Source organism: Endozoicomonas sp. 8E, from assembly GCF_032883915.1.
Classification (GTDB): domain Bacteria; phylum Pseudomonadota; class Gammaproteobacteria; order Pseudomonadales; family Endozoicomonadaceae; genus Endozoicomonas_A.
In genome coordinates, this window is record NZ_CP120717.1 from 7144336 (window position 1) to 7163897 (window position 19562).

The following is a 19562-nucleotide window of genomic DNA, read 5'->3' on the forward strand; positions in this document are numbered from 1 at the left end:
AAATATTCATTCATAGTATCCCTCGGTATAAAGAAAAACATTGAGGGATAACCTGATGACCAAGGAAACCTACCACCCACGCCAACATGTGCTGACCCGGTACAAAATCAGTAATACCACTCTTTACCGCTGGATCAAGTCAGGCCGCTTTCCTGCACCTGCCCGATTCAGCTCCAGGTGCATTCGATGGTCTGAGTCGTCGCTGCAAAAATGGGAGCAGTCCCTAGGCTAATCCTATTCGCCATGCAATAACCTGTATGCAACCCAATAACCGTGTAGTTTTCAACCAGACAAGCATTATGACAACAGAGAAAAAAAAGCACGTTATCATTCCCTACTACCCGGTACTTAGTGCCATCACTGGCTCCACCAATAGTGCATTACTACTGGCTCAAATAGACTATTGGTGGGAAAAACGCAGCGGCAGATTACTATATAAAACAGACCAGGAATTTTCTAATGAACTGAATATTGGTATCAAGGCTCTCAAAAACGCCAAAAGACTGCTCATAAAAAATGGACACGTCAAAGTCACCAGAAAAGGCATTCCCCAGAGAAGCCACTACGAACTGATTACCCCCATAAATATGCTACTGGATAAAACAGAAGCACTCCCTAAAGGATCAAACAATCATCCCAAAAGGGTTCTCAAGAGCACCCCAAAAGGACCAACTAATTCATGTATTACTCATGACAATACAGCAGAGATTACTTCAACAAGAGCAATTGGACTTTCGAGTGACAATTCACTCCCATTGAAACTAAAGCAGTTTCTCGCACGCTGGCAAGAAACCGTGAATAAAAATAGCTTCTGCATAGCTCTTGACTGGCATACACCATCAAAAAATCTGGATCAGAAAATCCTACACTTCATTGAAAGATATGGAGGAATCGACTCTCTGATTCATCACCTGGAAAGGGCTTGTGAGCAAATTGACAGGCTAACACCCTGGAGAGTAGACCAAGGTCAACTCGTAAACCTTCGGTTCCTTCTGGATAGCGACTATTTTTCAGAGACTCTCGATAATGAGTCGCTTCGCTCCAGGGTTAATCAGGGTAAGGCTTCGCCTTTGGTCGCTAACGCTCCGGTTAATCATGCTGCTTCGCAGCATCCTGAAAACACCACTGAATATCCTCCCCCTTCCTCATCAATAAACAGTTTGCCAGCTGTCCATAAACCAGCCCTGACGAGAGAGGGAGAGTTAGCGGCAAAAAAACTACTGATAAAACCTGAGACAATAACCATGAGTAAAGAGGAGATTGCTGAAATGGTAGAAAGAAAAAGAGCTGAAGTGGGTATTTCCTAGAAAGACCCGGCCATGATCAATAGCCAGCAGCTATGTACATATACATAAGTTTTGAGGACTTAGGTTAACCCTTTATTTGACTTCTATAGACGTGGGCTTACTGCCTATTTCATCAGCAACCTGAACTAAAAGTGCAGTCTATTGAAATGCTGAGTAGCCAAAAGAAGAGGAAGGGGGGGGACTCCCCCCATACTGGACATGGAGTCCCAGCGAGACTCTTACAACAAGAATAGGGGGTCATACAGAGAGAAGCAGATCCATAGCGTCCCCAATTTTTACTCGGCAGGCCAATAAATTCTCACCATTGGCAAGAAGGCACGACCTTCCGTATCGGACAGGTCATAATGAGTGACGATCAAATCAGCCAAGTCATCCATATCAATCAGGACACTGGAAAGACTGTGCGCTCAGCCTCATACCGAGCGTCTCTTGAAAGCTACCGGTACTGAAATACAAACCTTTATCACCCTCACGGAGTGCTCCCAGGAAGCTTCTGATTGCGTGTCCCCCATACTACCAGTACGATGTTCTACCTCGGCCTTGATTCTGGGTTGTGTTAAACCCAAGTCATCAGGAGGTGCCGTCACATCGACACCACGATCGGGGCCTTTTGAAGAGACTCTGGTTTTGTAGCCCATGGCTCGCAAAACAGCCGCCAAGAAATGCTACATTTCTTCCGGGTTCAGGGCATGAATCTTGTCTTTGATCAGTTCATGACACCCAAGAGATGGTGTCCTGCATCAACGCTTTCAGATCATCAATCACTTCTTCAGAATCTTCTATAACAGCTTTGGATCTGGCTTCCAGAACAGAGAGAAGCTCCTGGCACACATCATCGGACAGCGAGAACAAGGTTAATGTGAAACCCAGAGAATTACGTGTTGATTGTGACAGCTGATCTCTGGCTACCTTTTCAAAACATCTAACTTTTCAAGCATTGGCATAGTCATCGATTCGCTGATCATTATCCAGGCAAACGTACTCACCCAAGTCTTCACCAATTAGATACTCACGCCGCTCTGGGCTGTAACTGGTGATCAAGTCTACCTTTTTGATTTCATCACGAAACTTGCACAGTACATGAACAGCGCCAGAGGTTCGGCCTGGCTTGCTGTTGCCATACAAACGAATGTAAGTCTCTCACAAAGCAGAAAGCTCTTTGAGCTGGTTCAAATCACCAAGGTCATTCCAGCCAATAGCTAAATACCCTCGCTCAAAATCCTCAAAATATTGACCACCCATTCCCGCTCGGATCATCCATCCAGTCATGTTTTACTCCATTGTCTTTCATCCTGATTACTCAAACTTCAAGCCCGGAACGCTGAACTTCGATATGGCACCTCTCCCAGTCCGGATAATGTTGACTGACCAGCTTCCAGAATGCCCTGTCGTGCTGTTTCTCTACGGTATGACATAACTCATGGACAATCACGTAATCCAGAACCGAGGGGGAAAACTCCATGCAGCGAGGATGGAATTCCAGTACGTTATCTTCTGAACAACTAGCCCAGCGGCGTTGGAAATTGAACAGCCTTGTATCTTTTGCCTCCAGACCTGTTTGCCGCTGCCAGTATCGAACTCTTGGAAACAACTTTTCCCTGGCCTTGTCACGAAAAAAGCGCTCCTTGGCACTCTTCAGGGCATCTCTGGACAAACTGTGGCCTCCCGGTGACTGGATGAAGAACCGGCTGTGATTGAAACTGATCAATGCCTGAGGCAGCTCCAAAGCAGGCTCAACAACGCAGTACCATGTTTTCCCCCGATAGAGCAGACGACTGCCAGTGACAAACTCAACTTTCAGAGGCTGGTTAACCTCGGTCAGTTTCTGCTTGATCCATCTAGCCCGGTAACGAATCAGTTCCAACTGTTCGCTCTCTGACGCCCGGGGGCCTCGCAACAAAACCGGTTTGCCCCGCTCAACGGTGACATAGTGTCGCTTCAATTCAGGCTCTTCCTGGAAAACCCAGGTGATCGCTATGGTGCCATACTGGTAAACGGGCATCAGGCTGATTCGTCTCAGTTGTTCAAAATAATGTCAAATAGCGTAGACGCATGTTGCCGGGCCGTCCCCATATCCCATCCCGACAATGCCCTCAATTTTTTACGAATCTGCTTCTGGAGTTCTTTGTGAATTTCCTTTTTCTCTTTCCAGATAGGGCTGGCGAGCACAGCACCAATGCTGTCATCATCGAATAAAGCCTGAGTCCACTGTCTGGCAGACACACTGGCCTGACCATTGCCAAACTGCTCACTGAATTGGTGACTCAGGTAATCATACACAGCGATTTGCATTGGTGTCTTAAAACCAGCCTGCTGAGCCCCCGATGACTTCTCCCGAACCTGTTGACTGAAAAGCTCTAGCTGTTGAAGAAATTCGGCCTGCTCGATACGCTTCTCTTTCTCGTCTTCAATCAGCTTTTTCAAAGCTTCTTCAAGAGGGCCAAAAAAACCCGGGTTCTTCTGCTTACCGGTAGCAATGGTATGTTTAAGCTGGTTTTTCATGGTCAGGGCCTGACTGCCAAGACTCTTCAGTTTACGAAGCCGCTCCATATCTCTGGCATCCAAGATGGAGACCTCCTTACCCAGCAGACTTCGTACATCATCCGCCTCAATATGTTCATCAAGAAGTTGTTGCAGAAGCTCTGACTCAAGCTGGTTCAGAGGACCTTTATGAGCATCATCTGGCAACTTATTTCTCAATGCCAGCTTGATCTCACCCAGCACTTTGAAATAAGGCTTGTAGCGGGCTCCACGTTCATCAGGCAAAACTACGTCCAGACGGGCATTGAACTCCTTAAATGCAGCCAGAAACTCATCCACAATATCCAGCCGGACATCCGGGTCAAGATAAAGATCAGCATCCTCTTTATACAGCTCTGACTGTTTAAGCAGATCGTGCTTCCTGGGTAGCAGATTCAGCACTTTTTGCAGGGCTGCCTCAAGCTTGGGCAGTTCGCTGTTGATATCAGTCCAGATCTGCTCGGGCTTAACCTCGCCGCCATAAATCGACAAAGCCCGATCCAGACTTTCAACCACACCATAATAATCAACTATGTAACCGGCATTTTTGCCCTTGCGAGTCCGGTTTACACGGGCAATAGCCTGCAAGAGGGTATGCTCTTTCAGAGGTTTATCAAGATAGAGCGTGTTAACAATGGGGGCATCCCAGCCTGTCAGTAACATATCGGAGACAATCAATAGACCAATGTTGTTCACATTGACCGTATTTTCATCGTTCTGGCTTTCATCACCATACGGTTTTTTGAACAGGTTATTCACCAGATCAGGTATAGCATCTGTAGGCACAGCCACCGGCTCCTTACCCTCCTTTAACTCATCTCGTATTCGTTCCTCAATGGATTGCAGTTTGTGTTGTATACCATGCACTTCATAAGCAGCCTTTGCTTCACTAACACCGGTTTTGTTTTCAGTAATCCCACCCAGTGAGATCACGACCCGACTCTCAAATATTTCCTGCCCGGCTGTAGCCCTCTCAGTCATCATCGCATCGAGTGTATCTTTATAGCGCACCGCCATGTCCCGACCATCACAGACCAACAGCCCCTTGAAGCCTTTCGCCTTGACGCAGCCCAGGAAGTGTTCGATCAGGTACCGGGCATTTTCATCAATGCGGTCTTTTGCCGTGCGCCGTTTTTTCAATAAAGCCTGTTTCAGCTGCTTCTGTCGGGCCTCGTCATCTTGTCCAAACAGATCACCAAAAGCTTTATCAAGCTCCGGATCTACCGTCAGCTCAGTCATGCCCTCCTGATATTTGATCGGGAGTGTCGCGCCATCGGCCACTGCCTCATCCAGTCGGTAGGTATCAATATAATCTCCCGAACCACTCTCTCCCATGAAAGCATTCAGAGTGTTTTTGTCATCCTTGAACAGGGGTGTACCGGTAAAGGCAACAAACTTGGCATTGGGCAGACTGGCACGCATAAAGGCGGCAAGGAAACCGTATTGACTGCGATGAGCTTCATCCACCAGCACATAAAAATTAGGCTTGGTGGTCAGCACATGAAAATCCACCGCTTCCCGACTTTGTTCCACCCACTTATTAGGCTTGGCAGTGCCGTCAGCATTGAGCTGGCCGTAATGCATGTTTATATCTTCACAGATATAAAACGCCCCTTCCTCAAGAATCCGACGTACTCGGGTTTGTTGCTCTTCATTTTCCGCCTGAGGGTCTTTGGCAGCGGCTTTAATCGGCTTGCCATCCCGCTCCTGAAACTTTTGTACGGTACTGGTAAAAACACTGCCATAGTCGTTAGACAACATGCGTTCCAGTCCGGCTACCGAAGGCGCTTTCATTGGACTCATACCAATGTTGGCAAAGGTGTTGGATATTTGCCGGTCCAGGTCAGTACGGTCAGTCAGCACCAGTACGCTGGGATTGTTCAAGCCCAGACACTGAGCCCTCAGATATCGGGCAAGGTAAGCCATGGTCAGGGACTTGCCACTGCCCTGGGTATGCCAAACCACACCACCGGTGGGTTTATCGGAAGTCAGCCCGGCAATGGTTTTACGCACGGCCCGCCATTGCTGGTAACGGGGAAGTTTTTTAATGGTTCTGCCTTCATCCAGCTCAAACAGTACAAACTGGCAGACCAGCTCTACAAAACGGGAAGGTTCAAAGAGCGCCCAGAGCAGCTTGTCCTGCTCATTGGGTTCGGCTCCTTTTATTCGGGTCACCTGTGCCAGCTCACCGGCTTCCAGGCAGTAACGGAAATAGAAAGCTTCTGGTGTAAAAATAGCGCCGTACACAGCCTGATTACGATTGATGGCAGTACAGACCTGATTAAATACAAAATGTCGTGGATGACTGTTTTGATACGCCAACAGTTGGTTAATGCCCTTGCTGATTTTGATGTGACTGGCCTTGCACTCAATCATTGCCATGGGCAAACCATTAATAAACAACAGCAAGTCCGGACGGAATTCGTCACCCTCACTATTGGTGCCAACAAACTGATCTACTACGTGAAAAGCATTCTTTAATGGCTGAACCTGATCGAAAAAACAGACACTGCGGAGGCGGCCTTCGGCATCCTTGACCTGAATCGCGCTGCCATGAATGATGGACTCCCAGCACTTCTGATTGGCCTCCATCAGATTATCGTTCCAGAATTTGCGAAGTTCCCTTAAGACGGCCTCAACCCCACTCACTACATCTGCTAACCAGGAATTAAGCGCCAGCAACCGATCCGTCAGCACATCAGACAAAATTGGAGGCAGGTGGCGGTGCAATTGTTGCTCACCCACTGCTTTGCCAGACAGGTGGGTGTAGCCCAGTACTTGCAACCAGGCGATAGCGGGCTTTTCAACGCCTTCCAGCTCGGGGGAGGAAGAGGGTATGGCATCCCTGTTCATAGGGGGGGAGTCTCACAGGCAGCAGTCGTCGCATCTGACCCTACCACGGCCGTCCGTACCTCACCAGAGGTGTTTTCCTATTTCGTATTTTGGTGCCATGCACCCGCTTTTTTCGCTTAAGTGCCTTCCCGGTGGCTTTGCTATCAAATAACCATCAAATAAAGCATAAATAGAAAAACTATTTATATTCAAAAGGTTATATTTTTATAGACAGAAAAATGCCCCTATCCATCAAATAACCATCAAATAAAATGGAGCAACTCAGCCAACCGTGAAAAGTGGAGACTGCCCCCTCATGACGGGCACCTCTATCAAATAACCATCAAATAAATAAATCTCTTTACATTCAATAAGTTATAAAAAAACAAAGCAAGTACTGTGCTGTTTTTCAACTGGCCATCAAATAAACCTTCATGCCCAGGAAGGTACATATCTGGCATTCCTTCTGCCCTGGTTTTCATCAAAAGGACGAATCAATTGGGCTCCAAGCGCGTCTCGGATCACCCTGGAAACTATGGCGCTATTTTTCGGATCAATGCCAAAACGCTCCCTGAGTGAAGCATTGGTCATCTGACCCCGTTCGACCCATTTCAGGCAGGCATGCTGATAGCAAGCACGAATACGGTCACCTTGATCCATCTCGTTGAGATTTTTATGGGCAAATAAAACCACTTGCGTGAAGTCTTCTCCGGTCTCGAACAATGGGGCAGGCAACTGGAACAGTTCTGTCTGGGCCACCACCTTATCGATGCCACTGCCACGCTCTTCACAAATGCCCGCTCTTCTCAGCAAAGAAGCCATCCCTTCATTGCGGGAACGGGGAGGACTGTCCAGAAAGCGAGCTGTATCCACCAGAGGTTTTCCCGGGTTGGTAATCTCCATCCGATCTTCAAAGATCTCTACCATTGGGCTGGTACCCATGAAAAAAAGATCCTGATGGATCAGGGCATTGGCCACCAGCTCTCGAATGGCCAGTTCTGGATACATTGGGGTGTCTTTGCGAAGAGCCTGCCCTATCACCTCATTACGAGGCAGCTGTGTATTGATAAAACTAATCAAACCTTCAAAGCCACTGGCGTAGCCTTTGCTGCCTACTTGTTCGCGAAGGGTTTCCAGCTTGTTCTTGCCTCTATAGACAATGACACGGATGGCTTTACGTTTAAGTTTCTTGAATTGCCCCAGATCCTTGGCAAACAGCAAGGCTCCCAAGTGGGTAATATTCCAGGCTCCGGATTCGTTAGCCGTAATCAGCTCGTCCTGCTCTAACTTTTCCAGAATACCGGCCCTGTTGTCAGGCAAAGGCAGTTCGAGCAAATAAAAATAGGTGGGGTAATCCAGCAGCGCCAATACCTCCTGGTCATCCACCTGCTCAAGGGCCGGTAGTTCTTCGAACGGTGTCGCATCAAAGACCCGCCAAAGTTCCCGCTCCTTTTCCGGAAACGCCTTCAGCTTTTTCTTGTAGCTCCCTATCCGGATAAACTCGGTAGCGTCGAACTGAACCGGGGTATGGGCTGCTTTGGCAATCTCCAGAATGACAACCGGTTTGTCATCAACGGTAAGGCTATGAAATTCGAAGTGAATGCGAGGCGACAGCTTCTGCAACAGCCAGCTTTCCAGCTCCTGCTGCCCACGTCGGGCGGTTGCTGGCACAAAGTCCGTACCAATCACTTCATGGTCAGCATCGTTGATCCCCCAGACCAGATAGCCATTGGTCTTGCCCGCCAGGGCAGCGCCATTGCTCAGGGCGGATATATATTCCCCCAGATCATCGGCCTTGATCTGGTTATGCTTGAACTCAACCCACTCGGTTTCAGCCGGTAACGCCAGCAACTCCCGCAATAGTCCTTGCAAATACTGCTCCGGCGGTTCACTCATCCACGCTCCTCCTGATAGAACACTTCCAGTGTAATGCTATTCATGGTCAGTCTCATGCTACCTTTACCCGAATCTGCCCGGTCAGCAGTTTTTGCATCAAGCCCTTTTTTAGTTGTTGGGTTTGGGTTTTCTTGTCTGTTAGACAATCAAGCTTACGGTCAACAGTGGAAATGATTTTCGCCATTTCCACTTGTTCTTCAATAGCCGGTAGAACAACCGGAAACGCTTTCAACTGTGTAGAATTAATACTTGCTAAATTAGTAGTCTGCTTGGCGCATCCCATGAAATAGCGTTTCCCATAGGCGCTTCCGGCAAGACTCGTTAAGTATTTCGGCAGTAGTACATCTTGCTGACAACGTACGGCAAAAACATGGTTCTGGTGTAAGCAATGCTCTATCTGGCCGTTCCAGACATCACCACGACCCAATTTATCGACATCCCCGCCCTCAGTCATCAATACATCACCTGACTTCAGGGCATATCTATAGTACTGAGTCTTCTCTATTTGAATGGTTTTTATTTCATCCAAATCAAGGTAACCATCTTTTACATTCGCTACTCGAAGATAAGGTAAAATTATGGACTCTTTGAGCCCTTTTTTACCCTTCGCCACACCGGTTCGAACTTCAGCGACTTGCGATAGCGGCACTCGCTGCCACCTAACAGGAATCCGACCCAACTCTAAGTCCTTGAACTCAGTGTGAGGTTGCCAGTTCCCATCGGCATCCTGCGTACCCACACCCACGGAAAAGAGCTTTTGCATCAGCCCTTTTTTCAGGGTCTGGGTGGCGGCGATCTGCTGGTCGATCAGGGTCAGTTTGCTGTCCACTGTGGACAGAATTTGGGCTATTTTTTTTTGTTCGGGGAGGGGGGGAAGACCAAACTCCACAGCTCCAACAATTGCAGTATTGAGATTTCCCTGCGTACCAATTTGTTTATATGACTTAAATTCTTCAGTTTTTGAGCAGAGAAAGTAATACCAATGTTCACGGTCGATAGCACTTGATAGACCATCAAACCACACAAAGCCATCATGAATGCAAACATCGGTATCAACAATAATTGGAACTCCGATAGTTGCACATATTGTCAGGATCACCTCTCCAACATTAATCCGAACGCTCTTTTCTACGCCAGCATCTGATAAAAAGTCTACAGTTGTTTTCAAGTATTTATTGGCTTGCGTCACATCTGAAATACGAACCCAACCAACCTCTCCTCCAAACCATTTTGGATCACTAATTGGTCGTGGAGAAGCTCCGCGCTTAACGTTACAAAGCTTGCTTATAGTAGTGTATTCCCAATCAACGGGTAAAATTCCAACAGGGCTCTCTTTATACCCTTCAGGCTGCATAACTCCCATCACGCCACCTCCGTACCTGGATTCCCGCCTTCGCGGGAATGACGGGTGGAAGTTAAACCCAATTCCTCTAGGTACCCATCCAGCTCCGCATCCACTTCTGCCAACTGCCCACTGATCACTCCCAACTCTGTTAAAACAGATGGTATATCAACTGCAGGCTCCGGCTCCGAAGTATCAATATACCGGGCAATATTCAGGTTAAAATCGTTCTCTTCAATTTCGGCCAGCTCTACCACACGGCAGTATTTCTCTTCTTCGGCATTGTTGTGGAAGGCAGCACTGTGAGCATCATGGATATGTTCAATATCTTCCGGTCGCAGGCTGTTCTGGTTTTTACCTTCGGCAAACTCCCGGCTGGCGTCGATAAAGATCACTCGATTCTTCAGGTTCTCGGGCTTCTGCTTGTTAAGGATCAGTACACAGGCGGGAATGCCGGTATTGTAGAACAGGGCAGAAGGCAGGCCGATAATGGCTTCGATGCGGTCACCGGGAAGCTCTTTGGTGCCCTGGAGCAGGCCGGTGCGAATTTTCCCTTCTTCACCTCCACGAAACAGCACACCGTGGGGCAGCACTACGGCCATTCGCCCATTCTCTTTCAGACTGGCCAGCATATGCTGAACAAAGGCCAGGTCAGCGTAACCACGGGGTGGTATGCCGTAGCCCATTCGCCCGAACGGGTCTTTGACCTCTTTCTTGTAACTGGGCGGCACTTCCTTTTCCTTACCGTTTTTGTCGATTTTTTTTGGGCGGTTAACTTCAACAGGTGTCCACCAGCTTTTGGCAGAAAACGGCGGATTGGCAATCACCCGGTCAAAACATTTAATGCCATCTTGTTCACGATGCAGCGGTTTCACCAGGGTATCGCCCCGTTCCAGCTCAGCACGCATGTTGTGCAGAAAAAGGTTCAGTTTTCCGATGGCCCAGGTGCCCAGGTTCTTTTCCTGACCATAAAGCACTGCATTGGGTTGCCCAGCAATAATACCGCCTGGCTGTTGAGAAACATGATGGGCACTTTCCACCAGCATACCGCCACTGCCAAAGGTTGGGTCATAGACCGTATGTCCCGGCTGAGGGTCCAACAGATTTACCAGCAATTGTACAACGGGTTTTGGGGTATAGAACTCCCCACCTTTTTTACCGGCGTCGTCAGCGAACTGTTTGATCAGGTATTCGTAGGCATCGCCCAGCATATCTGCCTTGTACAGGCTGTTATTACCCAGATTGTACTGGTTAAAGTGGCGCAGCAGACGAGAGAGCAAGGTATCACCCAACTTGGCCTTGTCACCAAACTGAATGGCGGTCAGCACTCCTTCCAGGTAGCTGTTTTGGGCTTCAATATCGCCAAAGGCTTCATCAATGGCTTCACCAATGCTCTCCGTGCGACTGGTGATAAAACCCCAGCGGGCGTGCTCAGGTACAAAGTAATCGCCATCTTCCTGTTCTATTTCAATGGCTTCTTCACGGGAGCATTCTTCGTCGGCCATTATAGCGTCGACCTGCTCTTCAAAGACATCGTTAAACCGTTTCAGGAAAATCAGGCCGAAAATGTAGTTTTTGAAGTCAGAGCTGTCGATGGAACCGCGCATGATGTTGGCAGATTCCCAGAGCCAGGATTCAAGGGTTTCTAGGGTAAGCTTTTCCTGAGACATGTAGGGTAACCGGTTGGGTTGTTAGCCATTTGCTGGAGATGATGTGTTCAGCAGGGATACGGCCAATGACTGATTGATAATCGGGTTAGATTACAGGAAAGGTGACGCTTATAGAATGACTTCATTAGAGAAACTGGCCCAGCCATCAGGCCAGCTCCCGATAGTGTTGAATGTCCACCACTGTGCGATCTTCATCGCAGGTACTTGAGCCGTTGAGAATACTGCCCAGATAATCATCATAAATTTTGGCAACATCCCGCTTTTCTTCCAGCCGGTCATCATGGTCATAGTGCCTGGACTCTACGCTGCCATCTTCCCGGCTCTGTAAAAGGTAGCGATGCTCTTTCAATACCCTTCGGTCAGTAAAAAGCCGGGTGCAGGTTCTTCTCAAATCCTTGGCGGTGAAGCGCTCCGGAACCCACTGTCCTTCAGTGACAGTCCGATCCTGCAAGCTGTCGTTATACTCACTCACTAGTGATCCCAGATTAGATACATCGATGGGTGATTTCCCGGTAATCATAAAAGGTCCACTGAAATCACCTGCTATTTTACGAGCCTCTTCCAGTATTGAGAGTGCCCTGTCAGTCAGTGGAATCACTCGTTTCTTGGGTACTGCATTTTTTCCCTTGGTATCGATGAATCTCAGCACTCTCCTGTGCCAGTCAATATCTGTCCATTGAATATGGTTGAGCTGCTCCGGGCGATTGCCATAACAGGCCAGACAAAACTTCAACAAGAGGCCATAGAGCGGACTCCAAGTTTGTTTGAATTGCTCCAGGTCATGCCATAACCGACAAATCTCGGCATTAGATAAAGTACGATCCCTCACTCGCTCAAACTCTGCGTACTTGGGAATGGCTGTGACAGGATTGAACTGAATATGAAAGCGCTTACCACTTTCCAGTTGATGCCTGGGGTCATAATCAGACTTCATGCCAAAGTTAAAGGCCGCCATCAGAAAGCTTCTGAAGCGGTTGTACTTTGTAGTGACTTTACGCTCCAGCATACGGCGAAAGACCGGCATCAGGTCTTCGGTGGTAATGTCATTAGACTTGCGACTGCATAATTTTGGGAAAGGTGATAGTAAGTCAAAGGACAAGCAATTCTTGACATCCCTGGAGGAAGCTGCTGACCGACGCTCAAGACTGGCCACATAAGATTCACACAAGTCTTTCAAGCTGCCCAGTTTGGCTTCCATTTCCGCTTGCTTCTTTTGAGCTTCCTGCTGGCGAAGACGCTCAAGCTGATCCAGCTCCAGGTACTCTTTTAAATCGACAGGCGCAATCTCCTTTTTAAGTCTGGCCAGCTCTCTGGCCTTATCCCGGATTTCAGGCAGGGTCATGCCAACTTTTGCTGCCTGACCATAGCGCCCAATGGCAAGTGTCCTGTCCTTTCCTTGATGACGATAACGGTAATAAGCTTCAACCTCTTGCCCCTGTTGCTTAAAAATGAGAGTACCTTCCCCTCGACCTCCCAGTGGTTCACTGAGCTTGGCCTTCTTCTGGCCATTAACCATCATGTTTTCGATTTGCTTTGGTGAATATTGGGTCATTGGATAGTCCGAAGCTTTACTGCACTGATAAAAAAGTAGCAGAGATACGCCCGATTTAGTCCCCACTCTAGTCCCCACTTCTCTCGATATGGAGTGAGATTTTATGCTAGCGTATGAAACTGAAATTTTCTACAAACCCTATGAACAGAGGGCTTCAGAGAGACATTATGAGTTGAAATGATATATAACGAAAAATAATAACGACTGACTTGTAATCAGTGGGTCCCGAGTTCGACTCTTGGTGCCGGCACCATATACAGCAAAGCCCGTAGCGTTAGTGAACACTACGGGCTTTTTGCTTCTGGGATTTCCTATAAGTAACGCTACAGGTTATTTTCCAGATCGCCCAATATCGCAGCCTTTCAGCTTCTGTATTTACCTTCTTTTTAAGACTTGCCTCCCCGAAACCCTTCAGCATGAAAGAGTTTATCAACTTGTAGTGCTCCGGGCTTACCGCTTCAGTAGACCTATGACGGAATTCTGCATTTGAACCTCTTAAACGCAAAAAACCTGTAACCGTGGCCATTCGCTACGTATTAGAATGGGCACCGTTACAGGCCTGAAACTGACTATAGAAGAACTAAAGACAGTCACACAAATAAACGATGGCACTTATGCCATGAATAATTGCCACCTTTATTTTGGCCCTGATGCTTCTGTGAGACCTTATTCCTCAGTCTGGTTCCCATGTTCCAGTGTAGGAACCCCATAGGCTCTCTTCAGTTACTGTGCCTGACTTGTTTGGGAGATCGGGATAGGGCGTAGCCTCACAGCTACGCTCACCGGGTAGAAGGAGCTACCAATTGTAGCTCCAACCCCCTCAGATCCCGGCGTGCGGATTTCCCGCACCGGGCTCTTCGATATTTGACTCACAGCACAGCCATGGATTTCATTGCCATAAAAGGCAGCATCATCCTCGGTTTCTGTAACGGCAGAAGCTGCTTGAGATTATGGTACTTTTCCCATGGAATCTTGCCTTTCCGGCATCGGCTACACAGCATCTTGTACCAGTAGCGGTCAACAAACCGGTAAAGCTTCTCCATACTTCGGAAGTTTCCTCCCAGACCGTAATACGCATAATGCCCTCTCAACCGTCGATTGATCGCTGTCACTTGTTCGTGCAGCGGATCATGGCGTATTCGTCTCAGCAGTTCCTTCAGTTTGGCTATGCTGCGTCTTAGGCGGGATTTTTCCGTTCTCCTTCCCACCATGAAGTTTCCTTTCAGATTCCTTGTGCAGTAGTGCGTAAAGCCAAGGAAGTAAACCGTCTCCGATCGTCTTCCCCACGACTGGCAAAACGTCCGAACCTGACTAACCGGGTTTTATCCGGCTCCAGTTTCAACGCAAATTTCTCCAGTCGCTGTGGCAGCACATTCATGAACCGCTCCGCATCACTGCGATACTGAAAACACACCACAAAGTCATCAATGTACCTGATCAGCCATGCCTCGCCTTTTAGCCGGGGCTTGACCTTGCACTCGAACCAGAGGTCAAGCACATAATGCAGGTACAGGTTGCTCAGAACTACGCTGATCGGCCCACCCTGAGGCGTACCTTCTTCACACTCTTGCAACTCCCCGGCCTCCATCACCCCGGCTTTCAACCAGCGCCGTATAAGGTTCAGAATTCTGGGATCACCGACCCGGTGTTCCACAAAACGAAGCAGCCATCCATGGTCAAGACTCCCAAAGAAATTCTTCAAGTCCGCTTCCAGCACCCAGCTGACCTTTCGGCCTGAAACCACCTCGTTAAAAGTGGACAGGGCATGGTGCGCTCCCAGTCGTGGCCTGCCACCCATGGAACAGGGCAAAAAGTCCTGCTCATAAATAGCATTCAGCACATCAGCAACACTTCGCTGCAAAGCCCGGTCATTGATGCAGGGAACACCCAGAGGGCGCTTTTCCTTTTTCCCCGGCTTGGGTATCCATGCCCTTTTGACCGGCGGTGCCTTGTAGCCTTGCCGATGGATAGACGTCAGTGTCTGTTGCAACCACCGCTTAAAGTCTTTCTTTGTCTCTTCGACAGTCAGCCCATCGACTCCGGGCGATGTGTTGTGTGGAATCTTGTTCAGATTCATACACAGGCTCGCCGGGGTAATATGATGTGCCAGACTTGTGAAGCGAAGTTTCGGATAACTCCGGGCTTTCGCTGCTACCCTCTCCAGTCCCGTTGCCATGGCTGGTTTACCTTCTCACTGCGTAAAAGACCGTAACTCCCTCAGATGTGGAGCCCATGTTTCCCTGGAAAGGCTCAAATACCGCCAGCCGCTTCCCCATGTGACGGGCTCTCCCCGCCTCGGAGTACTATCAGCTGGTCTGACTTCCTGAACGTCATCAAGTCGTTCTTGCTTTACAGGCTCGTCGGACCCTACAGGCTCCGCCTGAACGTTCAGGATCTCCCTTGTTCACGTAAAATCATTCGATAACATGCCGTGGGTACGAACCCCGGAAGCAGTCGGGATGCCTTGTCATTAGCGGAGCTCCCGACTTCCGCTTTCCCCATTGAGAGAGAAGGTCAGCCACTTCAACCACGTTCAATTTCGGGGCTAATTATCCCTTAGCAGACGTTACGGCCTGTTATCACCCTGTCTACGCTTCGCAGTAGTCGTTACCTTCTACCACGCAAGACTCGGTACACGGCTGCCGACCACAGCTTTACCGCGATGACCATTTCAGGTCACAAGATTTTACGCGCTTGCAAGGCGCAACTCCCACAACACCCAGCATACGGGTCCGTACTGGGCGTTTCGGTCAGTTAAGCAGCCAATAATCTAATCAAACCTAATTCATCGAACCAACTATTCGGCAATGCTAAGTGCAGCGCAGGACTCCGGCTTATCCGCCAGTACCCTTTGCTCGACCCTACTGTCTGCCTCGTCAGCTCATCACTGACTCCTCGCCTTCTTAGCTCCGCATATCGCTTCGGGCTTTTCTTCCATTGATACCAGAGCAAACTTCTCAATCGTCGCCTGATCCAGCAGTCAAAGTTTTCAAACTCCGAACGGGTTTCAACTTCTCGAAAGTAGTTCTTCCAGCCCCGTAAGTAGCGATTCAGACACTCCAATCTCTGCTCCAGTGACCGCCCGCCTTTGCGGGTTAGTTGTTTGACCTTGTCCCTGAACCGCTTGCAGGTTTTATCTGCCAGCTTCTTCCTGCCATCTCTGGTAAAGCTGTATCCCAGGAACGCCCGCCTCCATGCCTTGTCAACTGCACTTTTCGCAACGTTGACTTTTAGCTTCAGCTTACTTTCGATGTAACCAGTCAAACTTGCCATCACTCTCTCGCCTGCTTTCTGGCTTCGCACAAACACCCGACAGTCGTCAGCGTAACGTACAAACCGTAAATCACGCTTTTCTAACTCTTTATCGAGTTCATCCAGTACGATGTTAGACAACACAGGTGAGAGCGGCCCTCCCTGAGGCACTCCTTCGGTCTGCGGTTTTACCAGCCCGTTCTCCATCACTCCGGACTGTAGGAATCGTCGAATTAAACGTAATACATCCTTGTCATCTGTGTGAACTGCCAGCTTTGCCATCAGTCGATCATGGTTAACCCGATCGAAGAATTTCGACAGGTCAATGTCCACAACCCAGTTATATCCTTCTCGGATATACGACTGAGCCTGATTAATCGCCTGATGAGCTGACCGGTTCGGCCTGAACCCGTAACTGAAAGCTGAAAACCTTAGTTCCCACTCGGCCTGCAATACTTGCTGTATCGCTTGCTGCACCATTCGGTCTAAGGCGATTGGTATACCCAACTGCCTTTCTCCTCCGTCCGGTTTGGGAATCAGTACTCGCCTTACGGGAGCAGGACGCCATTCTCCCTGCAAAGACATTGCCGCAGTTCATGACCATGTTCTTGTAGATGGGTGTACAACCCTTCCACTGTCATACGGTCGATGCCTGCTGCGCCTTTATTGCGTTTAACTCGCTGAAAGGCTCTTGTTAAATTATTGGGGTTGGCGATACGTTCCATCAGGCTCGTACCACCCGCCGGGCTTTCGTAATCCTGTGATACCGACACGACCTCAGCTCTCATAGCCTTGCAGCCTCCGGTTCCGCCGTGACCACTTGGCATGAGTTCCAGTGTTTTCTGGATTTGTCTGCGTCCAGTGTATCGAATAACAGAAACTACTCACCACTCTGTACCGTTCAAGCCTTCACTGACATACGCCAGCTACTATGCCATCTGCTGACTTCTGTGTGGCGGTCAAGTCACCTTACGATGGCCTCAGTCCGAAATATCAGACACCACACAGACCTCCCGAGGTAAGTCACACCGCCTTCGCCGCACAACCGCCAGATCTACTGCCTGAATGTCCGGATGAGTATGGACTTCGTCATCATACGCTGACTCGTCCTCACGCAAACAGCCTCATATCTGATTTCTGTTCGTCGGCTCGCGGTTTTGCTCCACACTGCCTTCAGCCTGCACCTCACGATACAAACCTTGTGCTTCACTAGTCCTTCGCCCTCATCTGGCTGGACAGGGGACTTTCACCCCCAAGCTGTGTGACATGCTCGGCACACGTATGCATTCCCACGGTGGACCGTGGGAACGAGTCATATATTCATAGGCATCAGGAACTCTTCCAGCAGCATTTTACCGGGATGGGTGGGTGGGCGGTTTTCAGGCACTCTGGTCATCCGTTGCTCCTAGTGGTAATCGGTGATTTCAACATTTTCTGGTCCCTTGTTGCCCGCCATGAAATGGCATGACCGACTTATACAGCAGTTGGTTGAATTCCCTGAAATCAAGTCCGACAGGAAGGTGTCAATAAACGATATCGGGCTGCAGGATGGGTGGAAAAGACTTATAGGAAGGTAAAAATAAGAACCCCCACGCAGGTTGCAAGCAACGAAGAGGCGGGGGCCGTGTTACACGAAATGCTAGCTCATCAGGTGGGTAGGTCAACTCAAAATCATTCAAAATGTTAAGTTTCTTTCAATACTCATTCAAAAATACCAGATGTTTGCATCGGCCCAATTACCACCAAAAGCAAGAGTTTTATTGGGTTGAAGGTGTGAAGCCCTGCCGGTATTTCTGGTGCTGATTGCCACGTCACACCTCCGTTGGGACGTTGTAGCATTAATCCACTGTGAGAGGTTAGTTGTCCCGGTTACTGATTAACCAATAATGTGAAAGAGTGCGCGGTGGATGTTTAATATGCCTCGCTATTCAAAGGAACGTAAATCCGCCGTTTCTCAGAAGCTTTTGCCTCCAGATAACTGCTCTGTACCTGATTTGGCAAGAGAGCCATTGGGGGAAGCTGAATCTGGCAGGGAGAGATCTCCCGCCAGAGCAAACAGGATCAGTGCGTTATGGCACCAACAGAAGTGAAGATATAGATCAGAGGGCGGTCAGCTGTTCCGTTTTTCCGCATAACGCTGCCAGTGATATCATGACCGGCATTCAGCAATCGGTGGAACAAACTCAGGCGACCACGATCAACATAGCCAAGCTCACGGCCATTCAATTCAATACGAATAGCCTGGTTGTCATAAACATTGTCAGGCTCAGCTACAAACTGCACCGGTGCATCAATAGCAATGTCGTCCTGGGTTACCTCAGCCTCATGCCTGAAGCCAGCCACTTCGGTGATCAACTCAAAGGGCTGTAAAGCATTATCAAACGGATGAACCAGTCCAAACCCGTCATCAGGTAGTCGTGCCCCTGCATAGCCCAGCAAGGCAAAATCACTGATTTCAGCGTCAGGGTTCAGCCCTCTCAGCTCCATATACCGATAAAAGTCACTGCGACTGCGGGGAGGAAGCCTTCTGACAAAAGCCTCCAGCACTTTGTCGTCAAACTCTTTTCCCCCTTCTTTCAGGCGAAAGGCAGGGTGCCCTGAAAAGCCATGCTGACGGGCTCGCTCAAAGTCTTCAGTGTCCTAAAAGTAATTGAGAACTATCTTGTCTTCCTTGCGCACCAGCTCGCCTACGACATAACGTGAACGATCCTCACTTCCCTGTGCCTGCCAGGACAGCAATAAACGATCAGGCTCGATCAGGTGCTCAATGTACCTCATTTCCAATTTTCTCCAGATGTTCGAGCAGAATACGTTTTCTAAGAATAGTTAACTGGTATACAAAATCTGCTCTTTCAATAGACAGAGGCGATTTTATGTCAAAGGACGTTAATTCGCTAAGAGTCTTTTCCTGAGCTTCCTCTTCCCAGCTGAGGCTGTCAACTAACAACGGTATAATAGCTGGATATTTTACGCAGATGCGGTAAACACCCTCTATAAGTGGTAGTCGTCCATCTTCTGAAAGGCTCCACTTCATATGGTGCCTGCCTTTTCGGATGTAAGCGCGTAGTCCGTTTTCATCGGTTGAAAGCTGACGGATTTTTTTCTCAAACAGTTCGTGCCCAAGACTGGTACCATTGTCGAAAAATGGAGTGAGTCTTGCCGTACCCATCTTGTCGTTCCAGACCACCCCC

Annotated in this window: 19 protein-coding genes; 2 read left to right on the forward strand and 17 right to left on the reverse strand. The window is 48.8% G+C overall.

The window, feature by feature from the left end; genetic code table 11:
* Nucleotides 1-55: 55 nt before the first annotated feature.
* Both P6910_RS27045 and P6910_RS25590 read left to right on the forward strand, forming a co-directional pair.
* Entirely contained in the window at nucleotides 56-232 is a 177-nt protein-coding gene (locus tag P6910_RS27045; protein WP_410493862.1) for a helix-turn-helix transcriptional regulator, read from the forward strand.
* Between the two features lie 67 nt (nucleotides 233-299).
* Nucleotides 300-1307 (forward strand): hypothetical protein, encoded by a 1008-nt coding sequence (locus tag P6910_RS25590; protein WP_317144056.1) that lies wholly within the window; start codon nucleotides 300-302, stop codon nucleotides 1305-1307.
* 413 nt (nucleotides 1308-1720) lie between these two features.
* Here the strand turns inward: P6910_RS25590 and P6910_RS27050 are convergent, their stop codons facing one another.
* The 17 genes from P6910_RS27050 to P6910_RS25670 all read right to left on the reverse strand — a co-directional run bounded on the left by P6910_RS27050 (nucleotide 1721) and on the right by P6910_RS25670 (nucleotide 19558).
* The gene (locus P6910_RS27050; protein ID WP_410493863.1) at nucleotides 1721-1945 is read right to left on the reverse strand and encodes a hypothetical protein; all 225 of its coding nucleotides are present in this window, start codon (nucleotides 1943-1945) and stop codon (nucleotides 1721-1723) included.
* A 73-nt stretch (nucleotides 1946-2018) separates the two neighbouring features.
* Complete coding sequence (locus P6910_RS25595; protein ID WP_317144057.1) at nucleotides 2019-2159, reverse strand: hypothetical protein; 141 nt, start codon at nucleotides 2157-2159, stop codon at nucleotides 2019-2021.
* Nucleotides 2160-2237: 78 nt separating this feature from the next.
* Nucleotides 2238-2432, reverse strand: coding sequence for a hypothetical protein (locus tag P6910_RS25600; protein WP_317144058.1), 195 nt, complete (start codon nucleotides 2430-2432; stop codon nucleotides 2238-2240).
* 15 nt (nucleotides 2433-2447) lie between these two features.
* Nucleotides 2448-2576 (reverse strand): hypothetical protein, encoded by a 129-nt coding sequence (locus P6910_RS25605; protein WP_317144059.1) that lies wholly within the window; start codon nucleotides 2574-2576, stop codon nucleotides 2448-2450.
* A gap of 31 nt (nucleotides 2577-2607) precedes the next feature.
* A complete protein-coding gene (locus tag P6910_RS25610; RefSeq protein ID WP_317144060.1) occupies nucleotides 2608-3309 on the reverse strand; it encodes a SprT family zinc-dependent metalloprotease in 702 nt (233 codons plus the stop codon).
* Between the two features lie 14 nt (nucleotides 3310-3323).
* A complete protein-coding gene (locus P6910_RS25615) occupies nucleotides 3324-6680 on the reverse strand; it encodes a type I restriction endonuclease subunit R (RefSeq protein WP_317144061.1) in 3357 nt (1118 codons plus the stop codon).
* A gap of 411 nt (nucleotides 6681-7091) precedes the next feature.
* Nucleotides 7092-8555 (reverse strand): ATP-binding protein, encoded by a 1464-nt coding sequence (locus tag P6910_RS25620; protein ID WP_317144062.1) that lies wholly within the window; start codon nucleotides 8553-8555, stop codon nucleotides 7092-7094.
* Between the two features lie 52 nt (nucleotides 8556-8607).
* On the reverse strand, nucleotides 8608-9918 hold the full coding sequence (locus P6910_RS25625) for a restriction endonuclease subunit S (RefSeq protein ID WP_317146592.1): 1311 nt from the start codon (nucleotides 9916-9918) through the stop codon (nucleotides 8608-8610).
* Nucleotides 9918-11567, reverse strand: a complete 1650-nt coding sequence (locus tag P6910_RS25630) for a class I SAM-dependent DNA methyltransferase (RefSeq protein WP_317144063.1) — start codon at nucleotides 11565-11567, stop codon at nucleotides 9918-9920. The genes P6910_RS25625 and P6910_RS25630 overlap by 1 nt, the downstream gene beginning before the upstream one ends.
* A 145-nt stretch (nucleotides 11568-11712) precedes the next feature.
* The gene (locus P6910_RS25635; protein ID WP_317144064.1) at nucleotides 11713-13119 is read right to left on the reverse strand and encodes an integrase family protein; all 1407 of its coding nucleotides are present in this window, start codon (nucleotides 13117-13119) and stop codon (nucleotides 11713-11715) included.
* Between the two features lie 869 nt (nucleotides 13120-13988).
* Nucleotides 13989-14330, reverse strand: a complete 342-nt coding sequence (locus P6910_RS25640) for a group II intron maturase-specific domain-containing protein (RefSeq protein ID WP_317142049.1) — start codon at nucleotides 14328-14330, stop codon at nucleotides 13989-13991.
* Nucleotides 14331-14341: 11 nt separating this feature from the next.
* Nucleotides 14342-15295, reverse strand: coding sequence for a reverse transcriptase domain-containing protein (locus P6910_RS25645; protein ID WP_317142050.1), 954 nt, complete (start codon nucleotides 15293-15295; stop codon nucleotides 14342-14344).
* Nucleotides 15296-15873: 578 nt separating this feature from the next.
* Nucleotides 15874-16956, reverse strand: coding sequence for a group II intron reverse transcriptase/maturase (ltrA, locus tag P6910_RS25650; RefSeq protein ID WP_317144065.1), 1083 nt, complete (start codon nucleotides 16954-16956; stop codon nucleotides 15874-15876).
* Nucleotides 16920-17198 (reverse strand): hypothetical protein, encoded by a 279-nt coding sequence (locus P6910_RS25655; RefSeq protein WP_317142052.1) that lies wholly within the window; start codon nucleotides 17196-17198, stop codon nucleotides 16920-16922. The genes ltrA and P6910_RS25655 overlap by 37 nt, the downstream gene beginning before the upstream one ends.
* A gap of 1234 nt (nucleotides 17199-18432) precedes the next feature.
* Nucleotides 18433-18918: an HIRAN domain-containing protein gene (locus P6910_RS25660; RefSeq protein WP_317144066.1), complete on the reverse strand. Its 486-nt coding sequence runs from the start codon at nucleotides 18916-18918 to the stop codon at nucleotides 18433-18435.
* A 93-nt stretch (nucleotides 18919-19011) separates the two neighbouring features.
* A complete protein-coding gene (locus tag P6910_RS25665) occupies nucleotides 19012-19149 on the reverse strand; it encodes a hypothetical protein (RefSeq protein WP_317144067.1) in 138 nt (45 codons plus the stop codon).
* Nucleotides 19136-19558 (reverse strand): hypothetical protein, encoded by a 423-nt coding sequence (locus P6910_RS25670; protein ID WP_317144068.1) that lies wholly within the window; start codon nucleotides 19556-19558, stop codon nucleotides 19136-19138. The genes P6910_RS25665 and P6910_RS25670 overlap by 14 nt, the downstream gene beginning before the upstream one ends.
* Nucleotides 19559-19562 lie beyond the last annotated feature (4 nt).

Excerpts from the sequence above, each read along its gene's own strand:
- P6910_RS27045 (WP_410493862.1), top strand. The coding sequence starts at position 56 with ATGACCAAGGAAACCTACCACCCACGCCAACATGTGCTGACCCGGTAC.
- P6910_RS25590 (WP_317144056.1), top strand. The coding sequence starts at position 300 with ATGACAACAGAGAAAAAAAAGCACGTTATCATTCCCTACTACCCGGTA.
- P6910_RS27050 (WP_410493863.1), bottom strand. The coding sequence starts at position 1,945 with ATGGGCTACAAAACCAGAGTCTCTTCAAAAGGCCCCGATCGTGGTGTC.
- P6910_RS25605 (WP_317144059.1), bottom strand. The coding sequence starts at position 2,576 with ATGACTGGATGGATGATCCGAGCGGGAATGGGTGGTCAATATTTTGAG.
- P6910_RS25610 (WP_317144060.1), bottom strand. The coding sequence starts at position 3,309 with ATGCCCGTTTACCAGTATGGCACCATAGCGATCACCTGGGTTTTCCAG.
- P6910_RS25615 (WP_317144061.1), bottom strand. The coding sequence starts at position 6,680 with ATGAACAGGGATGCCATACCCTCTTCCTCCCCCGAGCTGGAAGGCGTT.
- P6910_RS25620 (WP_317144062.1), bottom strand. The coding sequence starts at position 8,555 with ATGAGTGAACCGCCGGAGCAGTATTTGCAAGGACTATTGCGGGAGTTG.
- P6910_RS25625 (WP_317146592.1), bottom strand. The coding sequence starts at position 9,918 with ATGGGAGTTATGCAGCCTGAAGGGTATAAAGAGAGCCCTGTTGGAATT.
- P6910_RS25630 (WP_317144063.1), bottom strand. The coding sequence starts at position 11,567 with ATGTCTCAGGAAAAGCTTACCCTAGAAACCCTTGAATCCTGGCTCTGG.
- P6910_RS25635 (WP_317144064.1), bottom strand. The coding sequence starts at position 13,119 with ATGACCCAATATTCACCAAAGCAAATCGAAAACATGATGGTTAATGGC.
- P6910_RS25640 (WP_317142049.1), bottom strand. The coding sequence starts at position 14,330 with ATGGTGGGAAGGAGAACGGAAAAATCCCGCCTAAGACGCAGCATAGCC.
- P6910_RS25645 (WP_317142050.1), bottom strand. The coding sequence starts at position 15,295 with ATGGCAACGGGACTGGAGAGGGTAGCAGCGAAAGCCCGGAGTTATCCG.
- ltrA (WP_317144065.1), bottom strand. The coding sequence starts at position 16,956 with ATGTCTTTGCAGGGAGAATGGCGTCCTGCTCCCGTAAGGCGAGTACTG.
- P6910_RS25655 (WP_317142052.1), bottom strand. The coding sequence starts at position 17,198 with ATGCCAAGTGGTCACGGCGGAACCGGAGGCTGCAAGGCTATGAGAGCT.
- P6910_RS25665 (WP_317144067.1), bottom strand. The coding sequence starts at position 19,149 with ATGAGGTACATTGAGCACCTGATCGAGCCTGATCGTTTATTGCTGTCC.